We start from the raw sequence: 25984 nt of genomic DNA, 5'->3' as shown, positions 1-25984 counted from the left end.
CATATTTTTATAAATAAAATGAGTCGTAATGATAGCTTTTTTAGTGTGCTGAGTAAAAATGTACCGCCTAAGTGTTCAGTTGCGATTAAATAACAAAAAGCGCCGACCGAGGTCGACGCTTTTTTGGTACGCTTTTAATTATTAAAATTAGAAGTCGTAACGAGCACCTAGAACAACCTGGTCAGAAGCTGCAACTTTACCTACTTTGTTCTTATCAAGCATGTTGAATGTGTAAGAAGCGTAAGTACGGAAGTTGCTGTTGAAGTAGTAAGTACCGTCGACAGATAGTGCATTTGCTAATTCGTCGTAATCACCGCTTGTGTTACGCTCATCTTTCATGAAGCCGTAAGTAGTAGTGAATACTGTTTTGCCCATAGTATATGCAGCTGCAAATTCGTAACCTTGAGAATCTGTTAGATCGCCATTTACAAGGTTAGTTGCATCACGGTGACCGTATTTGTATAGACCACCGAAGTATAGGTCGCCAATAGTGTAAGATGCTACTGCGAAAGTTTGTTTAGATGTTTGGTTTACTGCGTCATTTGCTGCAGTTTGATCTTTTTGTTGTGCATAACCAACACCAAGAGCAAGGCCTGTATCGCCTACAGTGTATTTAGCGGCAGTTGAGAAACCAGATTGGTCTGTTTTCTTACCATCGTCATTATATGCTGCGCCATCAAATACGTAGTTTGCTTTAAATGTTAAGTTGCTGAATGTGCCAACATAAGAAAGGTTGTTTGTAGTACGATCAGCTACTGCTAGTTTAGTACCACCAACAACAGAACCTGCATATGCCATGATGTCAGTGAAATCAGTTAGCATACCTAGTGAACCGTCGGCTTTACCGTAAACGATCTGGCCGTACTTATCGCTGTTTACACCGGCGTACATGTAACGATTTTCATCATTGCTATTATCAGCTTTGAATTCGCGCTCAAAGAAACCGACACCCTGTACGCCATCAGCAATTTGAGTTTTAGCATCAATGTTTACACGTACACGTGAGATGTCTGTTACATCGTTGCTTGTTTGTTGTTGAAGAGCTTCTGATACATCAGTGTTACCTTTAGCATTCTCAGAAAGTAGTGCGCGAGCTTCTACACGGCCGCCGATAGCTAAGCTAGAAGTGTCGTCTGAATAAACTGTTGCCGCTGATGCTGCGCCAGAGAAAGTCGCTGCTGCTACTGCTAGAGCAATTAGGTTCTTGTTCATTACCGAATCCTTTATATGTAATATGTAGTTTTTTTATAAGTTACATTTTTTTATTAAATGTTATGGTGTTCTTTTTACTTGGGTCACTGATAATTTGTTAGTAAAAAAAGCTAAAAAATAGTTTAAACGGATTGTTTTTAGTCTTTTAATGATATTTATAATGCATTTAATCAATGTGTTAGCTAAATAAGTAAAAGTTCTCATTATTTTTTATATTTTAGTTATATTTAGAAAGATATCTTTTTTTTATCTTTGAAATAGTTATTTTTATTTGTAAAAGTGTGATTAAACACGCTTTAAAAAATATTCCGTAAAGGATTTCTTTATACTGTTATCGATTAAAAATACAGTAGTGAGTAAGTACTAACAAAAAATAGTGGGTGTTATTATTGGTTTCAATATTCACTAGGGCTATTTTTATCGTTGCTGTAACTAATAATTAGTCGATAAATAACAGTTAAATGCGGATTATCATTTATCTATGATGATCTCTTGGTCATCTTTGTTTAAAATAACCCAAATCATTTTTATTTTGTCAGGCTAGCTATTAAAGTTAGATTGACGCTATTTACCTGAAATTGGCGAGCGCTATCAGGTTACAGAGGCTATTTATTTATGGAAAAAGTACCAATGACTGTTCGTGGCGAACAAAAGCTGCTTAAAGAACTTGAGGTATTATTGAAGCGTCGTCCGTTGATTTCTCAAGCAATTGCTGAAGCACGTGAACTTGGTGACTTAAAGGAAAACGCTGAGTACCATGCTGCACGTGAAGAGCAGGGTATTTGTGAAGCGCAAATTCGAGATATTGAATATAAGTTATCAGTGGCACAGGTTATTGATATAACTACATTAGCGAATACAGGTAAGATTATTTTTGGTACGACTATCAAATTGTTAGATTTAGATAGCGATAAAGAAATGACATATTGTATCGTGGGTGATGATGAAGCTGATATTAAGCAAAACTTAATTTCAATTAACTCTCCGATTGCACGTGGCTTAATTGGTAAGTTAACGGGGGATGAAGTACAAATTACTACACCTGGCGGCTTAAAAGAATTTGAAATAATGGATGTACAATACATTTAATGTTTAGTTGTCATTTGTAGTAAATAAAGATATAGACTATGTTTGACAAATAAACGTTAACTTATTAATAACGGTAAAGTTTGTCGTTAGCAAATAGATATTCTTGCCAACGACAGCTATAAAAAAGGCCGCTAGGCGGCCTTTTTTATTTGCGAGGAAGCTCGATTTTACGTGCTTCAGTCTGGCGGTATAGCACTAATGTTTTACCGATGACTTGTACTTTATCAGCTTTAGTTTCGCGAACAATAGCGTCAACGATTAAAAGCTTAGTTTCACGTTCTTCAGAAGCCACTTTCACTTTAATAAGTTCATGGTGGTTTAACGCTAGGTCGATTTCGGCTAATACTGCTTCAGTAAGACCGTTTGAGCCCATAAGAACAACAGGTTTTAAATTGTGAGCGAGACCTTTTAGGAATTGCTTTTGTTTTGTGCTTAGATTCATTATGACTCTATTTTTTTAGTTACAAGGGTTGAAAACGCGACATTCTACCGCCATCTAGACTAGAAGACTAATTTGTTTAATCAATGAAGGCCTGAAATTTACAGTGATTATGGTTTACTGCACATTTTTAGGATGATATTTAATGAATTAGATGCGATAAAATCTTTAGCCGACGTATACTTACTAAGAATGGCAACACACTAGGTTTAGCATGAGTAAAAAAAAACGATCCGCTAGCTCAGGCCGGTGGTTAAAAGAACATTTTGATGATAAATATGTACTAGAAGCACAAAAACGAGGTTATCGTTCGCGGGCTTTCTTTAAAATTGAAGAAATTCAAAATAAAGATAAATTGTTAAAACCAGGCATGACAGTGGTTGACCTAGGTGCTGCACCAGGCGGTTGGTCACAGTATGCGGCAGAAATAGTAGGTGATGAAGGACAGGTCATCGCTTGTGATATTTTGCCAATGGATTCACTGCCAGGGGTTAATTTCCTTCAAGGTGATTTTCGTGAAGAAGCAGTATTAGAGGCTTTATTAACACGCATTAAACCAGAAATGGTCGATGTGGTAATGTCTGATATGGCACCTAATATAAGTGGTAATCTTGCATCCGATCAACCTCGAGCGATGTACCTTGTTGAACTTGCATTAGATATGTGTCGACAAGTACTTGCACCGAATGGCAGTTTTACGGTAAAAGTTTTTCAAGGTGAAGGCTTTGATCAATACCTAGCTGATATTCGTAGTATGTTTAAGGTGGTCAAAATTCGTAAACCAGATTCCTCACGAGATCGTTCGCGTGAAGTCTATATTGTGGCTACAGGTTACAAACTGTAGTAACCTACATTCATCTTTTAGTTATCGCGAGGTTAACCCCTTGAGTGACATGGCAAAAAACTTGATTTTATGGCTGGTCATTGCAGTTGTTCTTATGTCTGTATTTCAGAGTTTCGGAACTAACAGTAATAGTACTAAGGGCCTAGTCGATTATACGACATTTGTCCGTCAAATTGGTCAGGATCAAATAAAGGAAGTACAATTCAATGATCGTAAAATCACAGTAACCAAACGTGATAATGCGAACTATGTAACATACTTACCTGTTGCAAATGATCCTAAGCTGTTAGACGATCTTATTAACGCAAACGTACAAGTACAAGGTACACCACCGGAAGAGCCAAGCCTTTTAGCTTCAATCTTCATTTCGTGGTTCCCAATGTTATTGCTTATTGGTGTTTGGATTTTCTTCATGCGTCAAATGCAGGGCGGCGGTGGCAAAGGTGCAATGTCGTTCGGTAAATCGAAAGCTCGAATGATGGGCGAAGATCAAATCAAAACAACATTTGCTGATGTAGCGGGTTGTGATGAAGCTAAAGAAGACGTTAAAGAACTGGTTGATTACTTACGTGATCCGAGCCGTTTCCAGAAACTAGGTGGTAGAATTCCAACTGGTGTATTAATGGTTGGTCCTCCTGGTACGGGTAAAACTTTATTGGCAAAAGCGATTGCTGGTGAAGCTAAAGTACCGTTCTTTACTATTTCTGGTTCTGACTTTGTTGAAATGTTCGTTGGTGTGGGTGCATCTCGTGTCCGTGACATGTTTGAACAAGCGAAAAAAGCAGCGCCTTGTATTATCTTTATTGATGAAATAGATGCTGTAGGTCGTCAACGTGGTGCTGGTGTTGGTGGTGGTAATGATGAACGTGAACAAACACTAAACCAGATGCTCGTTGAAATGGATGGTTTTGAAGGTAATGAAGGTATTATCGTTATTGCTGCAACTAACCGTCCAGATGTACTAGACCCAGCCTTACTTCGTCCTGGTCGTTTTGACCGTCAAGTAGTTGTTGGTCTTCCCGATGTACGTGGTCGTGAGCAGATTCTTAAAGTTCACATGCGTAAAGTACCGTTAGATGGTGATGTTAATCCATCATTAATCGCTCGTGGTACACCCGGATTCTCTGGTGCCGATCTTGCTAACCTTGTTAACGAAGCTGCATTATTTGCTGCTCGTGGTGACAAGAATGTTGTTGCAATGATTGAATTTGAACTAGCAAAAGACAAAATTATGATGGGCGCTGAGCGCAAATCAATGGTGATGTCTGAAGATCAGAAGGCTTCAACGGCATACCACGAAGCGGGTCACGCGATTATTGGTCGTTTAGTACCGGATCACGATCCAGTATATAAAGTATCAATTATTCCGCGTGGTCGTGCATTGGGTGTGACAATGTATTTGCCTGAGAAAGATCGTGTAAGTCATTCTCGTGAATTCTTAGAATCTATGATTTCAAGTCTTTACGGTGGTCGTCTGGCTGAAGAGCTTATCTATGGTCGTGAGAAAGTATCAACAGGTGCATCGAACGATATTGAACGTGCAACTGATATTGCACGTAAGATGGTGACTCAGTGGGGCTTCTCTGACAAATTAGGTCCATTATTATACGCAGAAGACGAAGGTGAAGTATTCCTTGGTCGTTCAGTAACACAAAGTAAGCATATGTCTGATGACACAGCGAAGCTGATTGATACTGAAGTTCGTATTCTAATCGATCGTAATTATCAACGCGCTCGTCAAATTTTGGCTGATAATATAGATATCATGCATTCAATGAAAGATGCATTGATGAAATATGAAACCATTGACGCGGGTCAGATTGATGACTTAATGGAACGTAAAGCTGTAATTCGTTCGCCAAAAGGTTGGATTGATGATGGTGATACGTTGCGTAATGCCCCTGAAACTGAAATTGCTCCTGATGAGCCAATCGGTGATGGTATTGATGCACTATCTGAGAAAGATGATACAGATAGTAAGCCTCAAGCATAATTGCTAAGTAAATAGAAAACCCTGACTTAGGTCGGGGTTTTTTTTTGTTAAAATTTGCGGAGTCATAGCATGATGTTAATCAGTAAAAATAAAACACTCGATCTTACGACGCCCAAAGTGATGGGAATTGTTAATATTACGCCTGACTCTTTTTCTGATGGTGGTAAATATCATCAATTAGAGAATGCATTACGTCATGTGGAATCTATGGTTAAAGCGGGCACAGCAATTATTGATATTGGTGGTGAGTCGACACGACCTGGTGCCGCTGATGTGAATGTTGAGACTGAACTTGCACGAGTGATTCCTGTAATAGAAGCTATTCGTCAACGGTTTGATTGCTGGATTTCCATTGATACTAGTAAAGCGCAAGTAATGACGGAGGCCGTTAATGCGGGCGCTGATTTAATTAATGATGTGCGTGCATTACAAGATATTGGTGCATTAGAAGCGGCCGCAAAGGCCAATGTGCCAATCTGCTTGATGCATATGCAAGGTCAACCACGTACAATGCAATCTGAACCTAATTATGTCGATCTGATTACAGATGTGAATCAATTTTTAGTTGAACGTATTCACGCATGTGAACAACATGGTATTGCACGCCAACAGTTAGTGTTAGATCCAGGTTTTGGCTTTGGTAAAACAATGGCGCATAATTATCAATTATTAGCACAACTTGAACAATTTCATCAGTTTGGTTTGCCATTGTTAGTTGGAATGTCTCGTAAATCAATGCTATCGAAATTATTGAATAAACCGCCGGTTGAGTGTATTGCCGGAAGTTTAGCCTGTGCAACTATTGCTGCGATGAAGGGGGCTCAAATAATTCGCGTTCATGACGTACAAGAGACAATTGATATTGTTCAGGTCTGTAATATGGTCGCAAAGTATTCTAAATAACGTAGATATAATCTTATTACGGTGAATGATTGTAAATAATAGCAATAAGCTAATTACAATCTAGACACTTATTAAAATAAAGCTAGGAGCGCAAAATGGCTGAACGTAAGTTTTTTGGTACTGATGGTATTCGTGGTTTGGTTGGTGAAGGTCCAATTACGCCTGAGTTTGTAATGAAATTAGGTTGGGCTGCTGGTCGAGTATTATCGAAAACAGGGACTAAAAAAGTCTTAATTGGTAAAGATACTCGAATTTCAGGTTATATGCTGGAATCTGCATTAGAAGCAGGTCTTGCAGCTGCAGGTCTAAAAGCCGCATTTACCGGTCCAATGCCAACGCCAGCTGTTGCTTATTTAACCCGTACATTCCGTGCTGAAGCAGGGATTGTTATTTCTGCATCACACAACCCTTATCACGATAATGGTATTAAATTCTTTTCGGCTCAAGGTACAAAATTGCCGGATGATGTTGAATTAGCTATCGAAGCTGAAATGGAAAAGCCATTAACATGTGTTGAGTCTGCATTGTTAGGTAAAGCTTACCGTATTGATGATGCGGCAGGGCGTTATATTGAATTCTGTAAAGGCACATTCCCTAATCATTTAAGCCTTGAAGGGTTTAAGATTGTGGTCGATTGTGCGCATGGTGCAACTTACCATATTGCACCGAAAGTTTTTACAGAACTAGGTGCTGAAATTATTACTATTGGTTGCGAGCCAAACGGTATCAATATTAATGATAAAGTGGGCGCGACAGATGTTGCAGCATTACAAGCTAAAGTATTAGAAGAAAAAGCTGACTTTGGTATTGCTCTTGATGGTGATGGCGATCGTGTGATCATGGTTGATGAGTTAGGCAATAAAGTTGATGGTGATCAGATTGCTTATATCATTGCTCGTGATGCATTACGTTGTGGTGAACTAAAAGGTGGCGTGGTTGGTACATTAATGACCAATATGGGCATGGAAGTTGCACTTAAAAATCTAGGCATTCCTTTTGTTCGTGCAAAAGTGGGTGACCGCTATGTAATGGAAGAGCTTCTTAGAAATAATTGGTTAATTGGTGCTGAAAACTCAGGCCACGTTATTCTACTTGATAAAGTAACGACGGGTGACGGTATTGTTGCTGGTCTGCAGGTCATGGCTTCTATTGTTGCAAGCAAGATGAGTTTGAAAGAGCTTAGCGATGGTATGACTATGTTCCCGCAAGTATTGGAAAACATTCGCTTTAAAGGCGAGAATGATCCTCTACAATCTGAAGCTGTTATTGCAGCAACACAGGCGGTTGAACAAAAATTAGGTGATAATGGTCGCGTATTATTACGTAAGTCAGGCACTGAACCATTGATTCGTGTTATGGTTGAAGGTCAGAATGCGGCTGATGTTAAGCAATTTGCATTAGATATTGCAAAAGCAGTACAAGAAAACTGCTAAGTGCAATTATTGATAACTACTTAATTTATTAAGTATTATTCAATAAAATGATGGCTGACTAATAAAATAGAGTCAGCCTTTTTATTTTTATAATTTTGTTTTTGGCTAAATGTTGTGCAAGTGGTTCGGAATATTCACTTTTTACGTAAATATTACTTGTCACTGTCACGGGGTTTCGCTAGTATTCATTCGCTCTCTATATAAGAGGAATGCGCTGGCACTGCTAAAGCAAAGTCGGTATAGCTATTTTACCATAGGTGGAACCCATGTACGAAATTCTACTTGTGATTTATCTTGTCGCTGCGCTTGGTGTTATTGGCCTAGTAATGATTCAACAAGGTAAAGGCGCAGATATGGGAGCTTCATTCGGGGCTGGTGCATCAGGAACTTTGTTCGGCTCTAGCGGCTCAGGAAATTTTCTAACTCGAATGACAACACTTTGTGCAATTATTTTCTTTGCAATCAGCCTTGTTCTTGGCAACATAAGTGCTAAGAAATCAGCAGAGACAAGTGGTTGGGATGATCTTTCAGCTCCTGCTACAACACAAACTGTTGAACAACCAAAGACAGTAATCTCTACTGATAAAGTAGTTGCAGCAGAAAAAACGACTGAGAACACTGCTGAAACAACACCAGCAACAAGTGAAAAATCTCAGTAAGTAAAGATTTAGCCGAGATGGTGAAATTGGTAGACACGCTAGCATGAGGTGCTAGTGCCGCAAGGTATAGGGGTTCAAGTCCCCTTCTCGGCACCATTATATTGGTTACTTGTAATAGTAACATCTGAACGGTATACTCAGTTCAGAATCGGACGCGGGGTGGAGCAGTTTGGTAGCTCGTCGGGCTCATAACCCGAAGGTCGTTGGTTCAAATCCAGCCCCCGCAACCACTTTCCTGAAAATAGACTATTCTTAATTTTGAGTGTTTGTTTTCTTACTAAGATACTTGCTTGCATGTTCTTAGTAATCAGGGTCCAGTAATAAAAAACCCCGTATTCGGGGTTTTTTATTATCTGAAACATGACCATTCAGGTATTTACTGGGCTTTATGCCCTTTTTTTGTTTCCGGGGGGTTGTCTTGACAGCTTTAGAGACACAATTAACCGACTTACTTGAGCCTTCAGTTCAAGCTATTGGCTTTGAACTGGTAGGTTTAGAGTTTATCCGTGCTGGTGAGCACTCCACACTTCGCGTATTTATTGACCATGAAAATGGTATTAATGTAGACGGTTGTGCAGAGGTTAGCCGCCAAATCAGTGCTGTAATGGATGTTGAAGATCCAATTACTGTTGCTTACCACTTAGAAGTGTCTTCCCCTGGATTGGAAAGACCACTATTCAAAGCTGCACATTACCAACAATTTATTGGTCATGAAGTTAGCTTAGTATTGAAAATGGCGATGGGAAACCATCGTAAGTGGAAAGGTGACATTGTCGCTGTTGAAGGCGAACTGATCACACTTAACGTAGATGGCAATGACGAGTCCTTTGCACTGAGCAATATCTCCAAGGCCAACCTAGTTCCAAAATTCTAACCGCTAAATTGGGGCATTAGAAATGAACAAAGAAATCTTGGCTGTCGTAGAAGCGGTATCCAACGAAAAAGCTGTTCCTCGCGAGCGTATTTTTGAAGCGCTTGAAATTGCATTAGCAACAGCTACTAAAAAGAAACACGAAGCAGAAATTGAAGTTCGTGTTGTTATCGATCGTAAAACAGGTCAATTCGAAACTTTCCGTCGTTGGAAAGCTGTCGATGAGGTAACTCAACCAACACTTGAAATTACGTTAGAAGCAGCACAATATGAAGATCCAACTGTCGTCCTTGGCGATTATGTTGAAGACGATATTCAATCTGTTACATTCGACCGTATTACAACGCAAACTGCGAAGCAAGTTATCGTACAAAAAGTACGTGAAGCTGAGCGTGAGCAAATTGTTGCACAATTTATTAACAATGAAGGTGAGTTAATCACTGGTATTGTTAAAAAAGTAAATCGTGACGCAGTAATCATTGATTTAGGTAGTAACGCAGAAGCGGTTATCCAACGTGATGATCAACTTCCTCGTGAAAACTTCCGTCCAGGCGATCGCGTTCGTGGTCTACTGTACAAAGTTGCACCTGAAGCACGTGGTTTCCAGTTATTCATGACGCGTTCTAAGCCAGAGATGCTATCTGAGCTATTCCGTATTGAAGTGCCAGAAATGGGCGAAGAACTTATTGAACTAATGGGCGCAGCACGCGATCCTGGTTCTCGTGCAAAAATCGCAGTAAAAACTAACGATAAGCGTATCGACCCAGTGGGTGCGTGTGTTGGTATGCGTGGCGCACGTGTTCAAGCTGTTTCTAGTGAGCTTGGTGGCGAACGTATCGATATCGTATTGTGGGATGAAAATGCCGCACAATATGTTATTAATGCAATGGCACCTGCGGAAGTTGATTCAATCATCGTTGATGAAGACAACCACACAATGGATATTGCTGTACAGAAAGATAATCTGGCACAAGCAATTGGTCGTAACGGTCAAAACGTACGTCTAGCATCACAGCTTACTGGCTGGGAACTAAACGTAATGACAGTTGAAGACTTACAGAAAAAACACCAAGCAGAAGCACAAGCATCAATTGAAGTGTTTACTAAGCACCTTGACATTGATGAAGACTTTGCAACTGTATTGGTAGAAGAAGGCTTTACTACACTAGAAGAAATTGCTTACGTTCCATTAAGTGAATTAATGAATGTTGACGGTCTTGATGAAGAGACTATCGAGCAATTACGTGGTCGTGCAAAAGCTGCATTGACGACATTAGCGCTTGCTAAAGAAGAAACGCTTGATGGTGTAGAACCTGCAGAAGATTTATTAAGTCTGGAAGGTCTTGAGCGCGAGTTAGCGTTTAAGTTTGCAGCTAAAGGTATTTGTACGCTTGAAGATCTTGCTGATCAAGGAACTGATGACTTGACCGACATTGAAGGCGTAGACGATGCAAAAGCGGGTGAGCTAATTATGGCTGCGCGTAATATTTGCTGGTTCAGCGACGAAGCGTAATCAAAAAAAAATAAAGCAAGGGAGGAGCATTATGTCAGAGGTTACAGTCAAAACATTGGCGGAAGAAATTGGTACGCCAATTGACCGTTTAATTCAACAGCTTTCAGATGCTGGGATCGCTAAGAACGTTGATGGAAATGTAAGCCAAACCGAAAAACAGGCGTTACTTAATCATCTCAAAAAAGAGCATGGTAGTGACGGCAACACTGACGGCGCTCCAACTCGTCTGACTCTGCAGCGCAAGACACATAGTACATTAAGTGTCTCTGGTAACGGTGGTAAGAGCAAAAATGTTCAAGTAGAAGTGCGCAAAAAGCGCACCTACGTGAAACGTTCAGCACTTGAGGATGAACAACGTGCAGCAGAAGATGCTGTTAAGCGCGAAGCAGAAGCTGATGCGCAACGTGAAGCTGATATAATTACTCACCAAGCCGCAGAAGAAGCAGCAAAGCGTAGCGCACAGGAAGCTGCCACACGTCAAGCTGAAGAGCAACGTAAGGCAGATGAAACTGCTAAGCGTGAAGCAGAACAGAAATTGAAGCGTGCCGCTGAGGATCAAGCGAATCGTACCGAACAGGATAAGCGTAAGGCTGAAGAAAAAGCCAAGCGCACCGTCGCTGACAAACAGGCTAAGTTAGATGCTGAAGTACTACAGCATCGTCTGGAAGAGGAAGCCAAGCGAAAAGCCGAAAAAGAAAGTCAGCGTCAGCTAGAAGAGGCTCGCAAAATGGCAGAACAGAACGAGAAAACCGGGGTAAAACCTGAGCAAGCAGTAAGTATGGAAAAATCTGATTACCATATAACGACATCTACATATGCTCGTGCTGCAGAAGATGAACAAGACCGTAAAGAAGAAACATCTCGCCGTCGTAAAAAGAAAAAACCAGCGGCTAAGCAAGACGGCCGTGGCGGTCGTAACCAACGTGGTCGCGGTAAGCCACAAATGAACAAACCAATATCTATGCAACATGGCTTTGATAAAACAGCGCTAGTTGCTAAGCAAGATGTTGTGATCGGTGAAACGATTATTGTTTCTGAACTGGCTAACAAAATGTCTGTTAAAGGCGTTGAAGTTATCAAGGTAATGATGAAGATGGGCGCTATGGCGACTATCAACCAAGTTATCGACCAAGAAACAGCATCACTTGTTGCTGAAGAAATGGGCCACAAAGTTATTCTACGTAAAGAAAATGAGCTTGAAGAAGCTGTGCTTTCTGATCGTAATGCGGCAGACTTATTACAAGTTTCTCGTGCACCAGTTGTTACTATCATGGGTCACGTTGACCACGGTAAAACATCAACACTTGATTTCATTCGTAAAGCACACGTTGCTTCAGGCGAAGCTGGTGGTATTACACAGCACATCGGTGCTTACCATGTTGAAACTGACAACGGTATGATCACTTTCCTTGATACTCCTGGACACGCAGCGTTTACCGCTATGCGTGCTCGTGGTGCTCAAGCGACAGATATCGTTGTACTTGTAGTTGCAGCAGACGATGGCGTAATGCCACAAACAATTGAAGCTATTCAGCACGCGAAAGCGGCTGGTGTACCTTTGATCGTTGCGGTAAACAAGATCGATAAAGAAGATGCAAACCCAGACGGCGTGAAGAATGAGCTAGCTCAATACGGTGTTATGCCTGAAGAGTGGGGCGGTGAGAACATGTTTGTTCACATCTCTGCGAAACAGGGTACTAACATCGATGGCCTACTAGAAGCTATCTTACTTCAGTCAGAAATTCTTGAACTTACAGCAGTTGAAGAAGGTATGGCATCTGGTGTTGTTATCGAATCACGTCTTGATAAAGGCCGTGGTCCTGTAGCAACTGTACTTGTTCAAGAAGGTACATTGCGTAGAGGCGATATCGTTCTTTGTGGTTTAATGCATGGTCGTATTCGTGCAATGCGCAACGAACAAGGTCAAGAAATTGAATCTGCAGGTCCTTCTATTCCTGTTGAGATTCTTGGTCTTTCTGGTGTTCCTGCATCAGGTGATGAAGCAACAGTAGTACGTGATGAGCGTAAAGCTCGTGAAGTTGCGCTTTACCGTCAAGGTAAATTCCGTGATATTAAACTAGCACGTCAACAAAAATCTAAGCTAGAAAACATGTTTGCGAACATGGAAGCTGGCGAAGTTGCTGAACTGAATGTCGTTCTAAAAGCTGACGTTCAAGGTTCTGTTGAAGCAATTGCTGACTCACTACGTAAACTTTCAACTGATGAAGTTAAAGTGAACATTGTAGGTTCAGGTGTTGGTGCTATCACTGAAACTGATGCAACACTTGCTGCAGCGTCTAACGCTATTCTACTTGGCTTCAACGTTCGTGCTGACACCTCTGCGCGTCAAACAATCGACAATGAAAGCCTAGATTTACGTTATTACTCAATCATCTACCAACTAATCGACGAAGTTAAAGCGGCGATGGGCGGTATGTTGTCTCCTGAGTTTAGACAAGAAATCATTGGTCTTGCTGAAGTTCGTGAAGTATTTAAGTCTCCTAAGATTGGCGCAATCGCTGGTTGTATGGTTACTGAAGGTACTATCAAGCGTAATAATCCTATTCGTGTTCTACGTGAAAACATTGTTATTTACGAAGGTGAGCTTGAGTCACTACGTCGCTTTAAAGATGACGTGCCTGAAGTTAAGAATGGTTATGAGTGTGGTATCGGCGTTAAGAACTACAACGACGTTCGCGTTGGTGACCAGATCGAAGTATTCGAAATTATTGAAATCCAACGTACACTTGACTAATAATCAGTGTAGATAGTTGTTTTTCAACATGATAATGATAATGGGGAGCTTCGGCTCCCCATTCTTTCAAGAGCATTATTCTTAGAGAGAGCAAAATAATGGCAAAAGAATTTAGCCGTACCCAACGTGTAGCTCAACAGCTACAAAAAGAATTGGCAGTGATTTTACAGCGTGAAATCAAAGACCCTGCGATCGCAATGACAACTATTTCAAGTGTTGATGTATCGCGTGACATGAACTACGCCAAAATTTATGTAACGTTTTTCCCGATTGGTGAACAAACGGCTGAAGGTAGTTTAGACGCATTACGTGAAATGGCACCTTACATCCGTTCACTACTAGGTAAAGAAATTCGCCTACGTGTAACGCCTGAATTGAACTTTATCTTTGATCAGTCACTGACTGAAGGTATGCGTATTTCAAACCTAGTATCTAAAGCGGTACGTGACGATGAAGATCGTCGTGGTGATGAAGAAGAAGTAGAAAAAGGCGAGGAGTAAACATGGCACGTCGTCGTAAAGGTCGTCCAATTAACGGTGTGATCTTGGTTGATAAACCAACCGGCATTAGTTCTAACGATACCCTGCAAAAAGTGAAACGTATCTTTTTTGCACAAAAAGCGGGCCATACAGGTGCGCTTGATCCTTTAGCGACGGGCATGTTACCGCTTTGTTTTGGTGAAGCGACAAAGTTTTCACAATTTTTGTTAGATTCAGATAAGCGTTACCGTGTGGTTGCTAAATTAGGCGAGCGTACAGATACGTCTGATTCTGATGGTGAAGTGGTTGAAACCCGCGCTGTGAATGTTGAACGTGATCAACTTGAAGCATGTATTGATCGCTTTCGTGGTACGACAGATCAAATTCCATCCATGTACTCAGCATTAAAGTACCAAGGCCGTAAACTGTATGAATACGCTCGTGAAGGAATTTCTATTCCTCGTGAATCGCGTAAAATTACAGTGTATTCGGTTGAGTTACTGCGCTTTGATAACAACGAAGTTGAAATGGAATTACATGTGTCAAAAGGCACATATATTCGTACTATTGTTGATGATTTAGGTGAAATGCTAGGTTGTGGCGCTCATGTGATTTATTTACGTCGTATTGGTGTCTCTAATTTCCCTTACGATCGTATGGTAACGATTGAGCAGTTACAAGCCATGCTTGATCAAGCGAAAGTGGATGAAATTGAGCCTGGAACAGTATTAGATGCGTTGTTATTGCCAACTGATACTGCTGTGCAAGATTTACCTGAAGTGAATGTTACTGCTGAAGCTGCAGTTCATGTCTTACATGGTAATCCTGTCTGTGCTGAAGTTGTTCCTGCTGAGGGCACATTAGTGCGCATTACAGTGGGTGAAGCAGCGGAATTTATTGGTGTTGGTACCATTGATGCAAAAGGCATGTTGGCACCAAAACGCGTAATGGCTAACGAACAAGAGCAATAATGACGCCAAGGAATCATAAGTAATTCTGAGTGACAAATCAGTTTGATTATTACACATGAGTTGCTTGAGATTAAAAATAAAACTGGTTAATTATTCGCTTGTAGTTAGTACCGCTGATCAGTATAATCCGCGGCTTGGGTGTCGGCTGAATCAGAGATTGGCGGCACAAATTATAACATCTTGTATTAGGAATAAGTTATGTCTCTGAATGCAGAAACTAAAGCAGCAATCGTTGCAGATTACGCACAATGTGAAAATGATACTGGTTCTCCTGAAGTTCAGGTTGCACTTTTAACAGCGCAAATCAACCACCTTCAAGGTCACTTTGCTAACCACAAGCATGACCACCACAGCCGTCGCGGTCTACTACGCATGGTTTCTCGTCGTCGTAAGCTTCTAGATTACCTTAAAGGTAAAAATCTAGATCGTTACCAAGACCTAATCAAGCGTCAAGGCCTACGTCGCTAAGATTGCTTTAAGAAAGGAGCCCTAGGCTCCTTTCTTTTTATCTGCTCTTTATTATTGATACCGCTATTATTGATTCGTCCCCCTGTTATCTTTCGCAATTTCGTCTACTATCTGTACCGGAGTTAAGCTCAAGTTTGTTGTATGAATGCTTACGCAGAGATATGATAGGTGTCGAGTAAATAACTGCACATATCCACTTGTTATGACTTCGCGAGTCGTTTTCGTCGACCTTCAGGTCGCGGCTAATGATAGTTTTTTCATGGCTGAGAACTTTCATTAGTCGCGATACGTGAAATCACTACAAAAAGTGGACATCATTACATGACGCTTATGTTTGTCTTGGTTATAATCAACCAGTAAATAAAAAGCGGAATATATTTAAGGAAATTCACGTGAATCCTATCGTAAAAACTTTCCAGTACGGTAACCACACGGTTACTCTTGAGACTGGCGTTATGGCACGTCAAGCGACTGCTGCAGTAATGGTTAGCATGGACGACACTTCTGTGTTCGTTTCTGTTGTTGGTAAGAAAACAGCAGTAGAAGGCCAAGACTTCTTCCCGCTAACAGTAAACTACCAAGAGCGTACTTACGCTGCAGGTAAAATCCCTGGTGGTTTCTTCAAGCGTGAAGGCCGTCCTTCTGAAGGCGAAACACTGACTGCACGTCTAATTGACCGTCCAATCCGTCCGCTATTCCCTAATGATTTTAAAAACGAAGTACAAGTTATTGCAACAGTGGTTTCTGTAAACCCTGCTGTTAACCCTGATATGGTTACAATGATCGGTACTTCTGCAGCGCTTGCTATTTCTGGTATGCCATTCAATGGTCCTATCGGTGCAGCACGTGTTGGTTACATCAACGATCAATTCGTTCTTAACCCAAGTAACGTTGAACTAGAAGATAGCCGTCTAGATCTTGTTGTTGCTGGTACTAAAGACGCAGTGCTAATGGTTGAATCAGAAGCTGATCGCCTATCTGAAGAGCAAATGCTACAAGCAGTTGTATTTGGTCACGATCAACAACAAGTTGTTATCAATGCAATCAATGAGTTTGCTGCTGAAGTTGCAACTCCTGTTTGGGATTGGGCTGCGCCTGTTGAGAACACAGCACTTAAAACTAAGATCGCTGAATTAGCTGAAGCTAAGCTTGTTGAAGCTTACCAAATCACTGAAAAAATGGCTCGTTACGATCGCATCCATGAGATCGCTGCTGAGCTAAATGACGTGCTACTTGCTGAAGATTCTGCACTAAGCACTAAAGAAATCCACACTATCTTCCACGATCTAGAGAAGACAGTTGTTCGTGGCCGTATCATTGCGGGTCTTCCTCGTATTGATGGTCGTGAAAAAGACATGATTCGTGCGCTAGACGTACGTACTGGTGTACTTCCACGTACTCACGGTTCTGCACTATTTACTCGTGGTGAAACACAAGCACTTGTTACTGCAACGCTTGGTACACAACGTGATGCACAAATCATTGATAGCATCATGGGTGAGAAGAAAGATCATTTCCTTCTTCACTACAACTTCCCTCCATACTGTGTAGGTGAAACTGGTTTCGTTGGTTCGCCTAAGCGTCGTGAAATTGGTCACGGTAAGTTGGCTAAGCGTGGTATTGCTGCTGTAATGCCATCTGTTGACGAATTCCCATACACAGTACGTGTAGTATCAGAAATCACTGAATCTAACGGTTCATCTTCAATGGCTTCTGTATGTGGTACTTCACTTGCTCTTATGGATGCTGGTGTGCCAATCAAAGCGTCTGTTGCGGGTATCGCAATGGGTCTTGTGAAAGAAGGCGATGATTTCGTTGTTCTTTCTGACATTCTTGGTGACGAAGATCACCTAGGTGACATGGACTTTAAAGTAGCGGGTACTAACGACGGTATCACAGCGCTTCAGATGGATATCAAGATTGAAGGTATCACTAAAGAGATCATGGAAATTGCACTTAACCAAGCTAAAGGCGCGCGTAAGCACATCCTTAGCGTAATGGATAACGCAATTAACTCTCCTCGTGAAGATATCTCTCAGTTTGCTCCTCGTATTCACATGATGAAGATCAATCCTGAGAAGATTAAAGATGTTATCGGTAAAGGTGGTGCAGTTATCCGTGCACTTACTGAAGAAACTGGTACAACTATTGAAATCGAAGACGACGGTACAATCAAAATCGCTGCGACAGAAGGAACTGCTGCACAAGAAGCAATCCGTCGTATCGAAGAAATCACTGCTGACGTTGAAGTTGGCCGTGTTTATACTGGTAAAGTAATGCGTATCGTTGATTTCGGTGCGTTTGTATCAGTTATCGGTACCAAAGAAGGTCTAGTTCACATTTCTCAAATCTCACAAGATCGTGTAGAGAAAGTGTCTGATTACCTACAGATGGGTCAAGAAGTTCAAGTTAAAGTACTTGAAATTGACCGTCAAGGCCGTATCCGTCTAAGCATGAAAGAAGCAGTAGAAGCGCCAGCCGCAGCTCCTGTACAAGACGAACAGCCACAAGGCTAAGCGTTTTGCTAATATCATGATATAAAGGGGCTATTAAGCCCCTTTTTTTGATCTCAATATTATCATAGACGCCGGATCGTCATTAATGTAACAGGGAGAACTGAGTTGATAATACGCCATCTTCGATATGCTGTAATAGCTACTGCACTGGTGCTGAGTGGATGTTCAGCAACGCCAACGACATGGACCCATCCGCCAATGGCGATCCCTTATCAACCTAGTTTGCAACAGCAGATTCAGTTGGCAAGAATTGAGCAAATATTACAACAACCCAATATTCCTCAAATAACCTTAGCAACCATTTATTATGATCGTGGTTTACTGCATGACAGTTTAGGTTTGCGTGATTTCGCCCGACTTGATTTTAATAAGTCGTTAACCTTAAATCCTAATCAACCTGATTTATTTAATGTTGCAGGCGTTATTTTTACTCAAATGGGGATGTTTGATTCTGCTTATGAATCCTTTGATTCCACGTTAGATTTAGCCCCTGATCATCCTTATGCCCACCGTAATCGTGGTATTGCGCTGTATTATGGCGAGCGTTATGATTTAGCTAATGATGATTTATTACCCCATTATCAGCAGGATATTAATGATCCTTATCGCGTGATTTGGTTATATATTAATGATTTGAAATTTGTGCCACAGCAAGCACAATCGTTGCTTCAACAGCGTTATGTGATGAGTGATAAACAAGATTGGGGTTGGCAAATTGTACGAATGTACCTTGGTGATATTAGTGAAGAGCAATTTGTCACGGATATTGCAGAAAGTAGTGATAACAATGAACAGTTAGCATTACGACTAACGGAAGGCTATTTTTATTTAGCGCAGCGATATCAACAGCAGCAAGATTATTCAACAGCAGTGATGCTATATAAACTCGCTTTATCCGGAAATGTGTATGAGTTTATTGAACATAGATTGTCGCTACTTGAATTGAGTCGTATTTTTATGGCAGAACAAAATGCAGCGCCAGAATTATCTTCGCTAAGCGAATAATCACAATGATTTTATATAAAAATAGCCACTATAATTAGCGGCTATTTTTTTATTTCTTTTGGCCCTCTAACGAAGATCCAATCCCGCAAGATTATGCCAATAGCCATTACATTGATGACCATTAATAAGAGGATGGCGAATAGTGCTTTGCTCATTAGCACGAAAATCATCAATTAAGGTCAAAGTATCAAGTCCCATAGGGCTTAATCGCACCACATCAACCATGTCTTTCATGCCTTTTAAATCATTGATTAAGTTATAGCAGTAACCTGATTGGGTTTGAATACCATTAAGAGTGAAGATTTTTTGATCTTCTTGACTGTTAACCGTGATCCCTTGAGGGTACTTAATACAACATGTCTCGCAATCATCTTTGGCTTTATTTTCAGCGCGAGCAGTAAAACAACGGGCTGAGTAGGCTAATGGTAGGTAACCATAGCTGAAAACTTCAGTTTCAAATTGATCACGGATCCCCAGTTTTTCACATTCAGTTAAAGTGTTACTTAACCAATCACGAGACAGTTCTACAGGCATACACCAACGAGTCATGCCTTGTTTAACAAACAGTTTTAAAGTCTGCGCGTTATAGCAGTTAACTGCGGGGCCCACTACAAACGGTACTTTACTTTGTGATGCTAGTTGAATAGCTGATACATCGTTAGCTTCAACAATAAAGTCGCCATTATCGATATATTTTTTCATGATGTTAACTTCGCTAGGGGCTTCTAGCAACGCCATGGTTGATAGCACGACTTGTTTACCATTAGCAGCAAGTTCTTTTGCAATATCAATCCATTGAGTTGTTTTAAGTGCCCGACGTTTGGAACACACCGTTTCCCCTAAATAAATAATATCAACGTTGCTATGCTTTGCTTGTTGATAGAAGGTTTCAACATCATGCTGAGGCCAAAAATAGAGTAATGGCCCAAGTGAATATTTCATTAATGATCCCTTATTGCCATTTACGGTGGTATGCACCTAATGTTGTTTGTTTGCCTTCAGACAGATTACCCAAACATGAATTCCACGCAGGATTAACACTGTAGCCATCAGGATTTGCTAAATAGTGGTCAATAGCGGCGCGCCAAGTACGGGTTACTTGTTCAACATACGCAGGGCTACGTTGACGGCCTTCGATCTTAACTGATGCAATATTTGCTTTAAATAACTCAGGCAAAATATCAAGTGTATTAAGACTGGTGGGTTCTTCAAGCGCATGATAACGCTTCTGTTCACCGTCAATATTAATATCAAATCGACCTTTACAGAGGGTCGGATAGCCTGCGTTTTCACCTTCAGCATAGCGATCAATTAATATTTCATTTAGACGCGACTCTAGCCCTTGTGGTGTTTCTTGCCAGCGAACATATTTTGCAGGTGAACAAGCGCCGACAGTATTTGGTGATTCGCCTGTCATATATGAGGATAAATAGCAGCGACCTTCCGACATAATACATAAGCTACCAAACGCAAATACTTCTAACTGCATATTGGTGTTACGTGCTAATTGCTTAACTTGATGCATAGACAATACGCGCGGCAATACCACACGTTTAATATTAAAATTTTGCTGATAATAATCAATTGCAGCGGTATTGGTTGCAGAAGCTTGAACAGAGAGGTGCAATTCTAAATCAGGGTAAGTCGTTGCTGCATATTCAAGTATACCAATGTCAGCCACAATCAGCGCATCAACACCCATTGCAGCAGCCTTATCAACCGCTTTTGTCCAACGGCTAAAACCATCAGGATGAGCAAAGGTATTTAAAGCGACATGTAATTTACGATCATGATCTTTAACATATTGTACCGCTTTTTCTAGTTTGCGCTCGGTGAAGTTTAAACCAGCAAAGTGGCGGGCGTTAGTATCATCTTTAAAACCGATATATACAGCATCCGCACCATTATCGATGGCGGTTTTTAATGCTGGAAGATTACCAGCAGGGCAAAGAAGCTCCATGTTATTTTATTATCCAATCTTTGCATAAAAACGATGTCATCATAGTAAAAGTGTTTATGGTTATGGATCTTGATGCGAGGCAGGTTTTGTTGATATTAAACAATAAAATTGTTACTAAATGATCGTGTTTTTAGATTCACATCAATCGTTAAGATAAATTTTTTCTTTTAATAATAAAGCTTCTAATTCTTGTTTTGGCATTGGGCGATGAAAATGAAATCCTTGAATATAATCACAATTGAGGTTTGAGAGTAAGGTGGCTTGCTGATGGGTTTCAATACCTTCAGCGACGACACTCATATTAAGTGATTTTCCGAGATTAATGATATTTTCGATTAAGATAATTTGTTTAGGGATAGTGTCTATGTCTTTAATAAAGGCGCGATCAATTTTAAGTTCATCAAGCGGAAAACGGGCTAAATAAGACAGTGATGAATAGCCAGTACCAAAGTCATCAATAGATAATGCAAATCCTAGATTTTTAATGGCATTGAGCATTTGAATAGTATGTTCACCATCATTCATCACCGTACTTTCAGTTAGCTCAAAGGTAAAATCATTGGTATTAATACCCGTAGATTGACGTAGGTTGTCAACAAAATTGATGAGGTTTGGGTTTTCAAATTGTCGTGACGATAAGTTAATAGCGACGCGTCCTTTTAATAACTTCTTATTTTTTAGTTGCTTAATGGTTGTGAATACTTCTCGCATCACAACCTGGCCAAGTTGTTCGATTAACCCTGAGCGTTCTGCTATAGGAATAAATTGTGCTGGACTAATATAGCCTTCAACGGGATGTTTCCAGCGTACTAACGCTTCAGCACCGTCAATTTCAAAGTTTTTAGCATTAACTTTAGGTTGGTACCACACTTCTAAGCTGTTATTTTGCAATGCTTTTTGTAGTTCCATTTCAAGCCATAATCGCATTCTTGCTTCTTTGCTCATGGCATCACTGAAGACGACTAAGCGATTACGACCGCGATTTTTGGCCTCATACATTGCGGTGTCGGCATTTTGGATCATTATTCGCGCATCGTGACCGTTACCGGGTGATTTGACCATGCCGATTGAGCAGGTGAGGTGTTTACTAAAATAATGGAGATCAAATGGCTTGTTAATTAAAGTAATGATCTGTTCAGCTATCATATCACCACTATTTTCATGTTCTGGATGCGTCAATACAACCGCAAATTCATCACCGCTTAAATGACCGATAATGGCATTTTTCGGTAATAGTTGTTGCAATCGTTGGGCTATTTCTTGTAAGACTTTATCACCAATATGATGCCCTAATGAATCATTAATATTTTTGAAGTTATCAATATCGATATACAACATAAATAGCGGAGTATTGGCTTTCATTAATTGATCAAGTTGGCGACTAAAGCCATAACGGTTAAATAACCCCGTTAATGGATCGCGTTGGGTTAATTGTTCAATTTTATGGTGTTGATCATTGGTGTTCGTTGTGGGGGTCAGTTTTATGAATAAAGCAGTCTTACCCAAGAGAGTGATTGGGGTTGTTGTTATTATTAGTGGTAAGTGGTCGGTATTATTGATGGCGTAATAATGTTGATTATCACTATGGGTGGCTTGGGTTAATGCATTACAGTGACAAGGTTGGTTGTTACTATCTAGCAATAGTTCATCAAACTTTTTACCGAGTAATATGTGTTTTGATGTGATGCCTAATAACGCAACAGCACGTTGATTAGCATTGTTGATAATATTATTTTCTACAATGCAAATGCCATCAGTGATGAGATTTTGAAGTTGGTTTAATTGGTGCTCAGATTCTTGTAATGAATTAATCAGTATATGACGTTCTGAAGTATCAATTGAATGTGAAATAATATGTTTAATTTCACCTTGAGCATTCGTTAATGGCGCTAGACTAATATGCAAACTGGTATGATGCGGAGTGTCATTAATTGTGACTTCAGCTTCAATTACTTCACCATTAAAAGCACGCTCATAATACGGTTTTAGACATTGGTAATAGTAGTGGCCAAGAACATCGGTATCATTACTACCAATAAGCTCATGTTGTGGTTTACCACTGATATCACTATAACGAGTATTAACATTATAATAGCAGTGTCGGTCATCAATAATTGCAAACAGAAAAGGACTATTATTCGTCAGTAGCGGAAACCAATAGTCAAGTTGCTCTATCTGCATAACTGTTTGATCCTTGGTAATATGATTTTAATGTTAATAATAAGGCATAGCGCATTCATAACTAGTGTAAATGTTAGTCGACATAAATATAATACTCACTAACAAAATAATGACTTGTTTTAATCAAGCAATTGCTTTTTTTTGACTCAAGGCATAAAACAAATGGCTAAGATTGCCATAAAATTCATTTTTAGCGTTCGACTTTGAAACAGGAAAACAAATAGTGATTGCTCAACTTAGAAAACAATTGGTTCAACATGGTCCTGCATTATTACGTGTCCCTGCGAAATTGACACCTTTCTCTCTTCAGAAAAAGATCATGTTAGAGAGTCTTGCCATGGTTTTCAAAGAAGCATTGGCCGATGGTGATTTTGAATTTCTTGAAGATCGGTGGTTAAAAGTTGAAGTGCGTGATTTAGATCTTCAATGGTTTATTAGTTATCAAGATCAAAAATTAGTCGTTGCTGAGCACTGTGAACATCATGATGTGAGCTTTAGTGGCGAGTGTAATGATTTAGTATTAATTGCAGCACGTAAAGAAGATCCTGATACACTGTTTTTCCAACGTCGTCTTCGTATTGAAGGGGACACTGAACTGGGATTGGAAGTAAAGAATCTAATGGACAGTATTGATCTTGATTCTCTACCTTCACCCGTAAAATTTTTGTTACAGCAGTCAGCTGATTTTATTCATCAGGGAATGCAGACTAACGTGATTGAAAAAGAGGTTATACATGCTCATTAGATCTGAAGCGCCTGCTGATATTTTATTGATTGATCGATTATTAAAATCAGTTTTTGACACCGATGCTGAAGCTAATTTAGTGATGCGTTTACGTGAAAATGGCTGTCGAACTTTATCATTAGTTGCTTGTACCGATGATGGTGAAGTGATTGGACATGCTTTTTTTAGTCCAGTAACGATAGCGGGACAAGAAACCAATTGGCAAGGGCTTGCGCCGTTATCTATTCGCGAAGATCACCGTAATCAAGGGGTTGGTTTAGCTTTATTAGCAGAGGCTCAAGCGACGTTAGCTGATTTTGATTATCCGGTAGTTGTGGTATTAGGCGATCCAAATTATTACCACCGTGCGGGTTATCAAGCGGCTTTACAGTATGGTTTAACTTGTTGTTGGCCTGGCACAGAAGAAGCCTTTATGGTGTTAGAAATTGCACCGGGTAGTGTGCAACAACATCAAGGATTAGTTGAATATTGCGAAGAGTTTAATGCGTTAGCATAAATGAATAATGTGCTTAACAGTTGTAACTAAGCAAATAAAAAGCCATGACCTTATCTTTTACGAAAGAGTTTTACGAAATAGTTTAACGACAAAACGTTTAAGAGAGTTATGGTTTTTTAGTATTTATTCATAAGTTATTCATATTTGTGCAATAAGATTAATATTGAGAATTAAGAACTCTTTATTTGTCATTTAGCTTAATATTTGGTGGTGGTATTTTATTGCTAAGAGAAAATCATTAAGGAATAGTATTCATGATCCCACGTAGTATTACCTCACCAAAAAAATTCATTATTGGCCAAAACCTATTGCCTCAACTTGATGGGTTTATTAAAGATTTTGGTAATAATGCTTTATTGATTTGTGATGAATTTATTCTAAATAAAGTTAAAGCAGAAGCGTTACCAGCCTTAGAAAAAGCAGGCATTACTGCTCATGCAGAACAATTTCAATATGAATGTACTGATACTGAAATTGGTCGTATCCATGAGATCGTAAAACATCACGGTGCAAATGTGGTTGTGGGTATCGGTGGTGGTAAAACCATGGATGTTGCAAAAGCGGTTGCGCATTTTGCTCATATTCCGGTGATTATTTTCCCAACTATTGCGTCAACTGATGCGCCTTGTACTGCATTGTCTGTGATATATAAAGATGATGGTGAGTTTGACCGTTACTTGTTCTTACCTCAAAACCCAGATGCTGTTATTGCTGATACCGGTATTATTGCCGCAGCACCAACGAAGTTCTTTGCAGCAGGTATTGGTGATGCGCTAGCGACGTTCTTTGAAGCGCGTTCATGTTGTTATGCTGATGGTCTAAATCTTGTTCAAAAACGCGTATCACGTACCGGTCTTGGTATGGCATTAATGTGTTATGAACTGATTGTTGAAAACGTTGAAATGGCAATGGATGCAGCACGTCGCCATGTAGTTACGCCAGCATTAGAAGAAATGGTTGAAGCAACGATTTACCTAAGTGGTATCGGTGCTGAGTCAGGCGGTTTAGCCGCAGCACACGCAGTTAGCAACGGTATGTCTTCACTACCACAATTACATCATATTCAACATGGCGAAAAAGTGGCGTTTGGTTTGCTAACTCAATTAGTACTTGAAAAAGCTGACGCAGAAGAAATTGAAAACGTAATTTATGTTATGAAAACTGCGGGCTTACCATTAACACTTGCTGATTTTGGTATCGAAGAAATGGTGGAAGCTGATTGGCGTCAAGTGGCTGAAATTGCCTGTGCTGAAGGTGACACTATGTGTAATATGACCGTTAAAGTAAATGCTGATCGTGTTTACCAAGCAATGGTTGCTGCTGATGCATTAGCACAACGTTACCATGACTAATTTTTCATGTTAATGATGACTGAATAATAATAATCAATGCCGACTAAATGTCGGCATTGTTGTTTTTAAGCAGTTAGAGACAGAAGACAATAGTTTATGA

The 25984-nt window shown here is 40.1% G+C and carries 22 protein-coding genes and 2 tRNA genes; 19 read left to right on the top strand and 5 right to left on the bottom strand.

Annotated elements, in window-relative coordinates:
* Nucleotides 1-147: 147 nt before the first annotated feature.
* A complete protein-coding gene (locus CIK00_RS07365) occupies nt 148-1212 on the bottom strand; it encodes a porin (protein WP_101768255.1) in 1065 nt (354 codons plus the stop codon).
* Nucleotides 1213-1827: 615 nt separating this feature from the next.
* Here CIK00_RS07365 and greA point away from each other — a divergent pair.
* The gene (gene greA, locus CIK00_RS07360) at nt 1828-2301 is read left to right on the top strand and encodes a transcription elongation factor GreA (RefSeq protein WP_101768254.1); all 474 of its coding nucleotides are present in this window, start codon (nt 1828-1830) and stop codon (nt 2299-2301) included.
* A 145-nt stretch (nt 2302-2446) separates the two neighbouring features.
* Here the strand turns inward: greA and yhbY are convergent, their stop codons facing one another.
* Complete coding sequence (gene yhbY, locus CIK00_RS07355) at nt 2447-2743, bottom strand: ribosome assembly RNA-binding protein YhbY (RefSeq protein ID WP_101768253.1); 297 nt, start codon at nt 2741-2743, stop codon at nt 2447-2449.
* A gap of 211 nt (nt 2744-2954) precedes the next feature.
* Here yhbY and rlmE point away from each other — a divergent pair, with 211 nt between their 5' ends.
* The 15 genes from rlmE to nlpI all read left to right on the top strand — a co-directional run bounded on the left by rlmE (nt 2955) and on the right by nlpI (nt 19150).
* Entirely contained in the window at nt 2955-3584 is a 630-nt protein-coding gene (gene rlmE / locus CIK00_RS07350; protein WP_101768252.1) for a 23S rRNA (uridine(2552)-2'-O)-methyltransferase RlmE, read from the top strand.
* 49 nt (nt 3585-3633) lie between these two features.
* Entirely contained in the window at nt 3634-5577 is a 1944-nt protein-coding gene (gene ftsH / locus CIK00_RS07345) for an ATP-dependent zinc metalloprotease FtsH (protein ID WP_101768251.1), read from the top strand.
* 69 nt (nt 5578-5646) lie between these two features.
* On the top strand, nt 5647-6480 hold the full coding sequence (folP, locus tag CIK00_RS07340; RefSeq protein WP_101768250.1) for a dihydropteroate synthase: 834 nt from the start codon (nt 5647-5649) through the stop codon (nt 6478-6480).
* A gap of 95 nt (nt 6481-6575) precedes the next feature.
* The gene (gene glmM / locus CIK00_RS07335; RefSeq protein ID WP_101768249.1) at nt 6576-7913 is read left to right on the top strand and encodes a phosphoglucosamine mutase; all 1338 of its coding nucleotides are present in this window, start codon (nt 6576-6578) and stop codon (nt 7911-7913) included.
* Between the two features lie 266 nt (nt 7914-8179).
* Nucleotides 8180-8572 carry a preprotein translocase subunit SecG gene (gene secG / locus CIK00_RS07330; RefSeq protein ID WP_101768248.1) on the top strand — a complete coding sequence of 131 codons (393 nt, stop codon included), beginning with the start codon at nt 8180-8182 and terminating at the stop codon, nt 8570-8572.
* An 11-nt stretch (nt 8573-8583) separates the two neighbouring features.
* Nucleotides 8584-8668 (top strand) — tRNA-Leu (locus CIK00_RS07325).
* Between the two features lie 57 nt (nt 8669-8725).
* Nucleotides 8726-8802, top strand: a tRNA-Met gene (locus CIK00_RS07320).
* A 188-nt stretch (nt 8803-8990) separates the two neighbouring features.
* Complete coding sequence (gene rimP / locus CIK00_RS07315) at nt 8991-9446, top strand: ribosome maturation factor RimP (protein WP_101768247.1); 456 nt, start codon at nt 8991-8993, stop codon at nt 9444-9446.
* 22 nt (nt 9447-9468) lie between these two features.
* Nucleotides 9469-10956, top strand: a complete 1488-nt coding sequence (gene nusA / locus CIK00_RS07310; RefSeq protein ID WP_101768246.1) for a transcription termination factor NusA — start codon at nt 9469-9471, stop codon at nt 10954-10956.
* Between the two features lie 31 nt (nt 10957-10987).
* Nucleotides 10988-13711, top strand: a complete 2724-nt coding sequence (gene infB, locus CIK00_RS07305; RefSeq protein WP_101768245.1) for a translation initiation factor IF-2 — start codon at nt 10988-10990, stop codon at nt 13709-13711.
* 98 nt (nt 13712-13809) lie between these two features.
* A complete protein-coding gene (rbfA, locus tag CIK00_RS07300; protein WP_101768244.1) occupies nt 13810-14211 on the top strand; it encodes a 30S ribosome-binding factor RbfA in 402 nt (133 codons plus the stop codon).
* A gap of 2 nt (nt 14212-14213) precedes the next feature.
* Nucleotides 14214-15161 carry a tRNA pseudouridine(55) synthase TruB gene (truB, locus tag CIK00_RS07295; RefSeq protein WP_101768243.1) on the top strand — a complete coding sequence of 316 codons (948 nt, stop codon included), beginning with the start codon at nt 14214-14216 and terminating at the stop codon, nt 15159-15161.
* Between the two features lie 198 nt (nt 15162-15359).
* Nucleotides 15360-15629 carry a 30S ribosomal protein S15 gene (gene rpsO, locus CIK00_RS07290; protein ID WP_045027573.1) on the top strand — a complete coding sequence of 90 codons (270 nt, stop codon included), beginning with the start codon at nt 15360-15362 and terminating at the stop codon, nt 15627-15629.
* A 392-nt stretch (nt 15630-16021) separates the two neighbouring features.
* Nucleotides 16022-18145, top strand: coding sequence for a polyribonucleotide nucleotidyltransferase (pnp, locus tag CIK00_RS07285; RefSeq protein WP_101768242.1), 2124 nt, complete (start codon nt 16022-16024; stop codon nt 18143-18145).
* A gap of 111 nt (nt 18146-18256) precedes the next feature.
* Complete coding sequence (nlpI, locus tag CIK00_RS07280; RefSeq protein WP_101768326.1) at nt 18257-19150, top strand: lipoprotein NlpI; 894 nt, start codon at nt 18257-18259, stop codon at nt 19148-19150.
* A gap of 66 nt (nt 19151-19216) precedes the next feature.
* Here the strand turns inward: nlpI and CIK00_RS07275 are convergent, their stop codons facing one another.
* From CIK00_RS07275 to CIK00_RS07265, 3 genes are all read right to left on the bottom strand, one after another.
* Nucleotides 19217-20092, bottom strand: coding sequence for a U32 family peptidase (locus CIK00_RS07275; protein WP_101768241.1), 876 nt, complete (start codon nt 20090-20092; stop codon nt 19217-19219).
* Nucleotides 20093-20102: 10 nt separating this feature from the next.
* A complete protein-coding gene (ubiU, locus tag CIK00_RS07270; RefSeq protein WP_101768240.1) occupies nt 20103-21110 on the bottom strand; it encodes a ubiquinone anaerobic biosynthesis protein UbiU in 1008 nt (335 codons plus the stop codon).
* Between the two features lie 141 nt (nt 21111-21251).
* Complete coding sequence (locus CIK00_RS07265) at nt 21252-23291, bottom strand: sensor domain-containing protein (RefSeq protein ID WP_101768239.1); 2040 nt, start codon at nt 23289-23291, stop codon at nt 21252-21254.
* A gap of 223 nt (nt 23292-23514) precedes the next feature.
* Between CIK00_RS07265 and ubiT the strand changes: the two genes are divergently transcribed.
* The 3 genes from ubiT to CIK00_RS07250 all read left to right on the top strand — a co-directional run bounded on the left by ubiT (nt 23515) and on the right by CIK00_RS07250 (nt 25884).
* On the top strand, nt 23515-24036 hold the full coding sequence (gene ubiT, locus CIK00_RS07260; protein ID WP_101768238.1) for a ubiquinone anaerobic biosynthesis accessory factor UbiT: 522 nt from the start codon (nt 23515-23517) through the stop codon (nt 24034-24036).
* Entirely contained in the window at nt 24026-24532 is a 507-nt protein-coding gene (locus CIK00_RS07255) for a GNAT family N-acetyltransferase (protein WP_101768237.1), read from the top strand. Before ubiT ends, CIK00_RS07255 begins: the two co-directional genes overlap by 11 nt.
* 254 nt (nt 24533-24786) lie before the next feature.
* Complete coding sequence (locus tag CIK00_RS07250) at nt 24787-25884, top strand: glycerol dehydrogenase (protein ID WP_101768236.1); 1098 nt, start codon at nt 24787-24789, stop codon at nt 25882-25884.
* The last annotated feature ends 100 nt before the right edge of the window (nt 25885-25984 follow it).

It is taken from the genome of Photobacterium carnosum, assembly GCF_002849605.1.
GTDB classification, from domain to species: domain Bacteria; phylum Pseudomonadota; class Gammaproteobacteria; order Enterobacterales; family Vibrionaceae; genus Photobacterium; species Photobacterium carnosum.
This window is presented reverse-complemented; position numbering and strand designations above follow the sequence as displayed.

Bases quoted from the DNA above. Each gene is read 5' to 3' on its own strand.
- CIK00_RS07365 (WP_101768255.1), bottom strand. From the start codon at position 1,212: ATGAACAAGAACCTAATTGCTCTAGCAGTAGCAGCAGCGACTTTCTCT.
- greA (WP_101768254.1), top strand. From the start codon at position 1,828: ATGGAAAAAGTACCAATGACTGTTCGTGGCGAACAAAAGCTGCTTAAA.
- yhbY (WP_101768253.1), bottom strand. From the start codon at position 2,743: ATGAATCTAAGCACAAAACAAAAGCAATTCCTAAAAGGTCTCGCTCAC.
- rlmE (WP_101768252.1), top strand. From the start codon at position 2,955: ATGAGTAAAAAAAAACGATCCGCTAGCTCAGGCCGGTGGTTAAAAGAA.
- ftsH (WP_101768251.1), top strand. From the start codon at position 3,634: ATGGCAAAAAACTTGATTTTATGGCTGGTCATTGCAGTTGTTCTTATG.
- folP (WP_101768250.1), top strand. From the start codon at position 5,647: ATGATGTTAATCAGTAAAAATAAAACACTCGATCTTACGACGCCCAAA.
- glmM (WP_101768249.1), top strand. From the start codon at position 6,576: ATGGCTGAACGTAAGTTTTTTGGTACTGATGGTATTCGTGGTTTGGTT.
- secG (WP_101768248.1), top strand. From the start codon at position 8,180: ATGTACGAAATTCTACTTGTGATTTATCTTGTCGCTGCGCTTGGTGTT.
- nusA (WP_101768246.1), top strand. From the start codon at position 9,469: ATGAACAAAGAAATCTTGGCTGTCGTAGAAGCGGTATCCAACGAAAAA.
- infB (WP_101768245.1), top strand. From the start codon at position 10,988: ATGTCAGAGGTTACAGTCAAAACATTGGCGGAAGAAATTGGTACGCCA.
- rbfA (WP_101768244.1), top strand. From the start codon at position 13,810: ATGGCAAAAGAATTTAGCCGTACCCAACGTGTAGCTCAACAGCTACAA.
- truB (WP_101768243.1), top strand. From the start codon at position 14,214: ATGGCACGTCGTCGTAAAGGTCGTCCAATTAACGGTGTGATCTTGGTT.
- rpsO (WP_045027573.1), top strand. From the start codon at position 15,360: ATGTCTCTGAATGCAGAAACTAAAGCAGCAATCGTTGCAGATTACGCA.
- CIK00_RS07275 (WP_101768241.1), bottom strand. From the start codon at position 20,092: ATGAAATATTCACTTGGGCCATTACTCTATTTTTGGCCTCAGCATGAT.
- ubiU (WP_101768240.1), bottom strand. From the start codon at position 21,110: ATGGAGCTTCTTTGCCCTGCTGGTAATCTTCCAGCATTAAAAACCGCC.
- CIK00_RS07265 (WP_101768239.1), bottom strand. From the start codon at position 23,291: ATGCAGATAGAGCAACTTGACTATTGGTTTCCGCTACTGACGAATAAT.
- CIK00_RS07255 (WP_101768237.1), top strand. From the start codon at position 24,026: ATGCTCATTAGATCTGAAGCGCCTGCTGATATTTTATTGATTGATCGA.
- CIK00_RS07250 (WP_101768236.1), top strand. From the start codon at position 24,787: ATGATCCCACGTAGTATTACCTCACCAAAAAAATTCATTATTGGCCAA.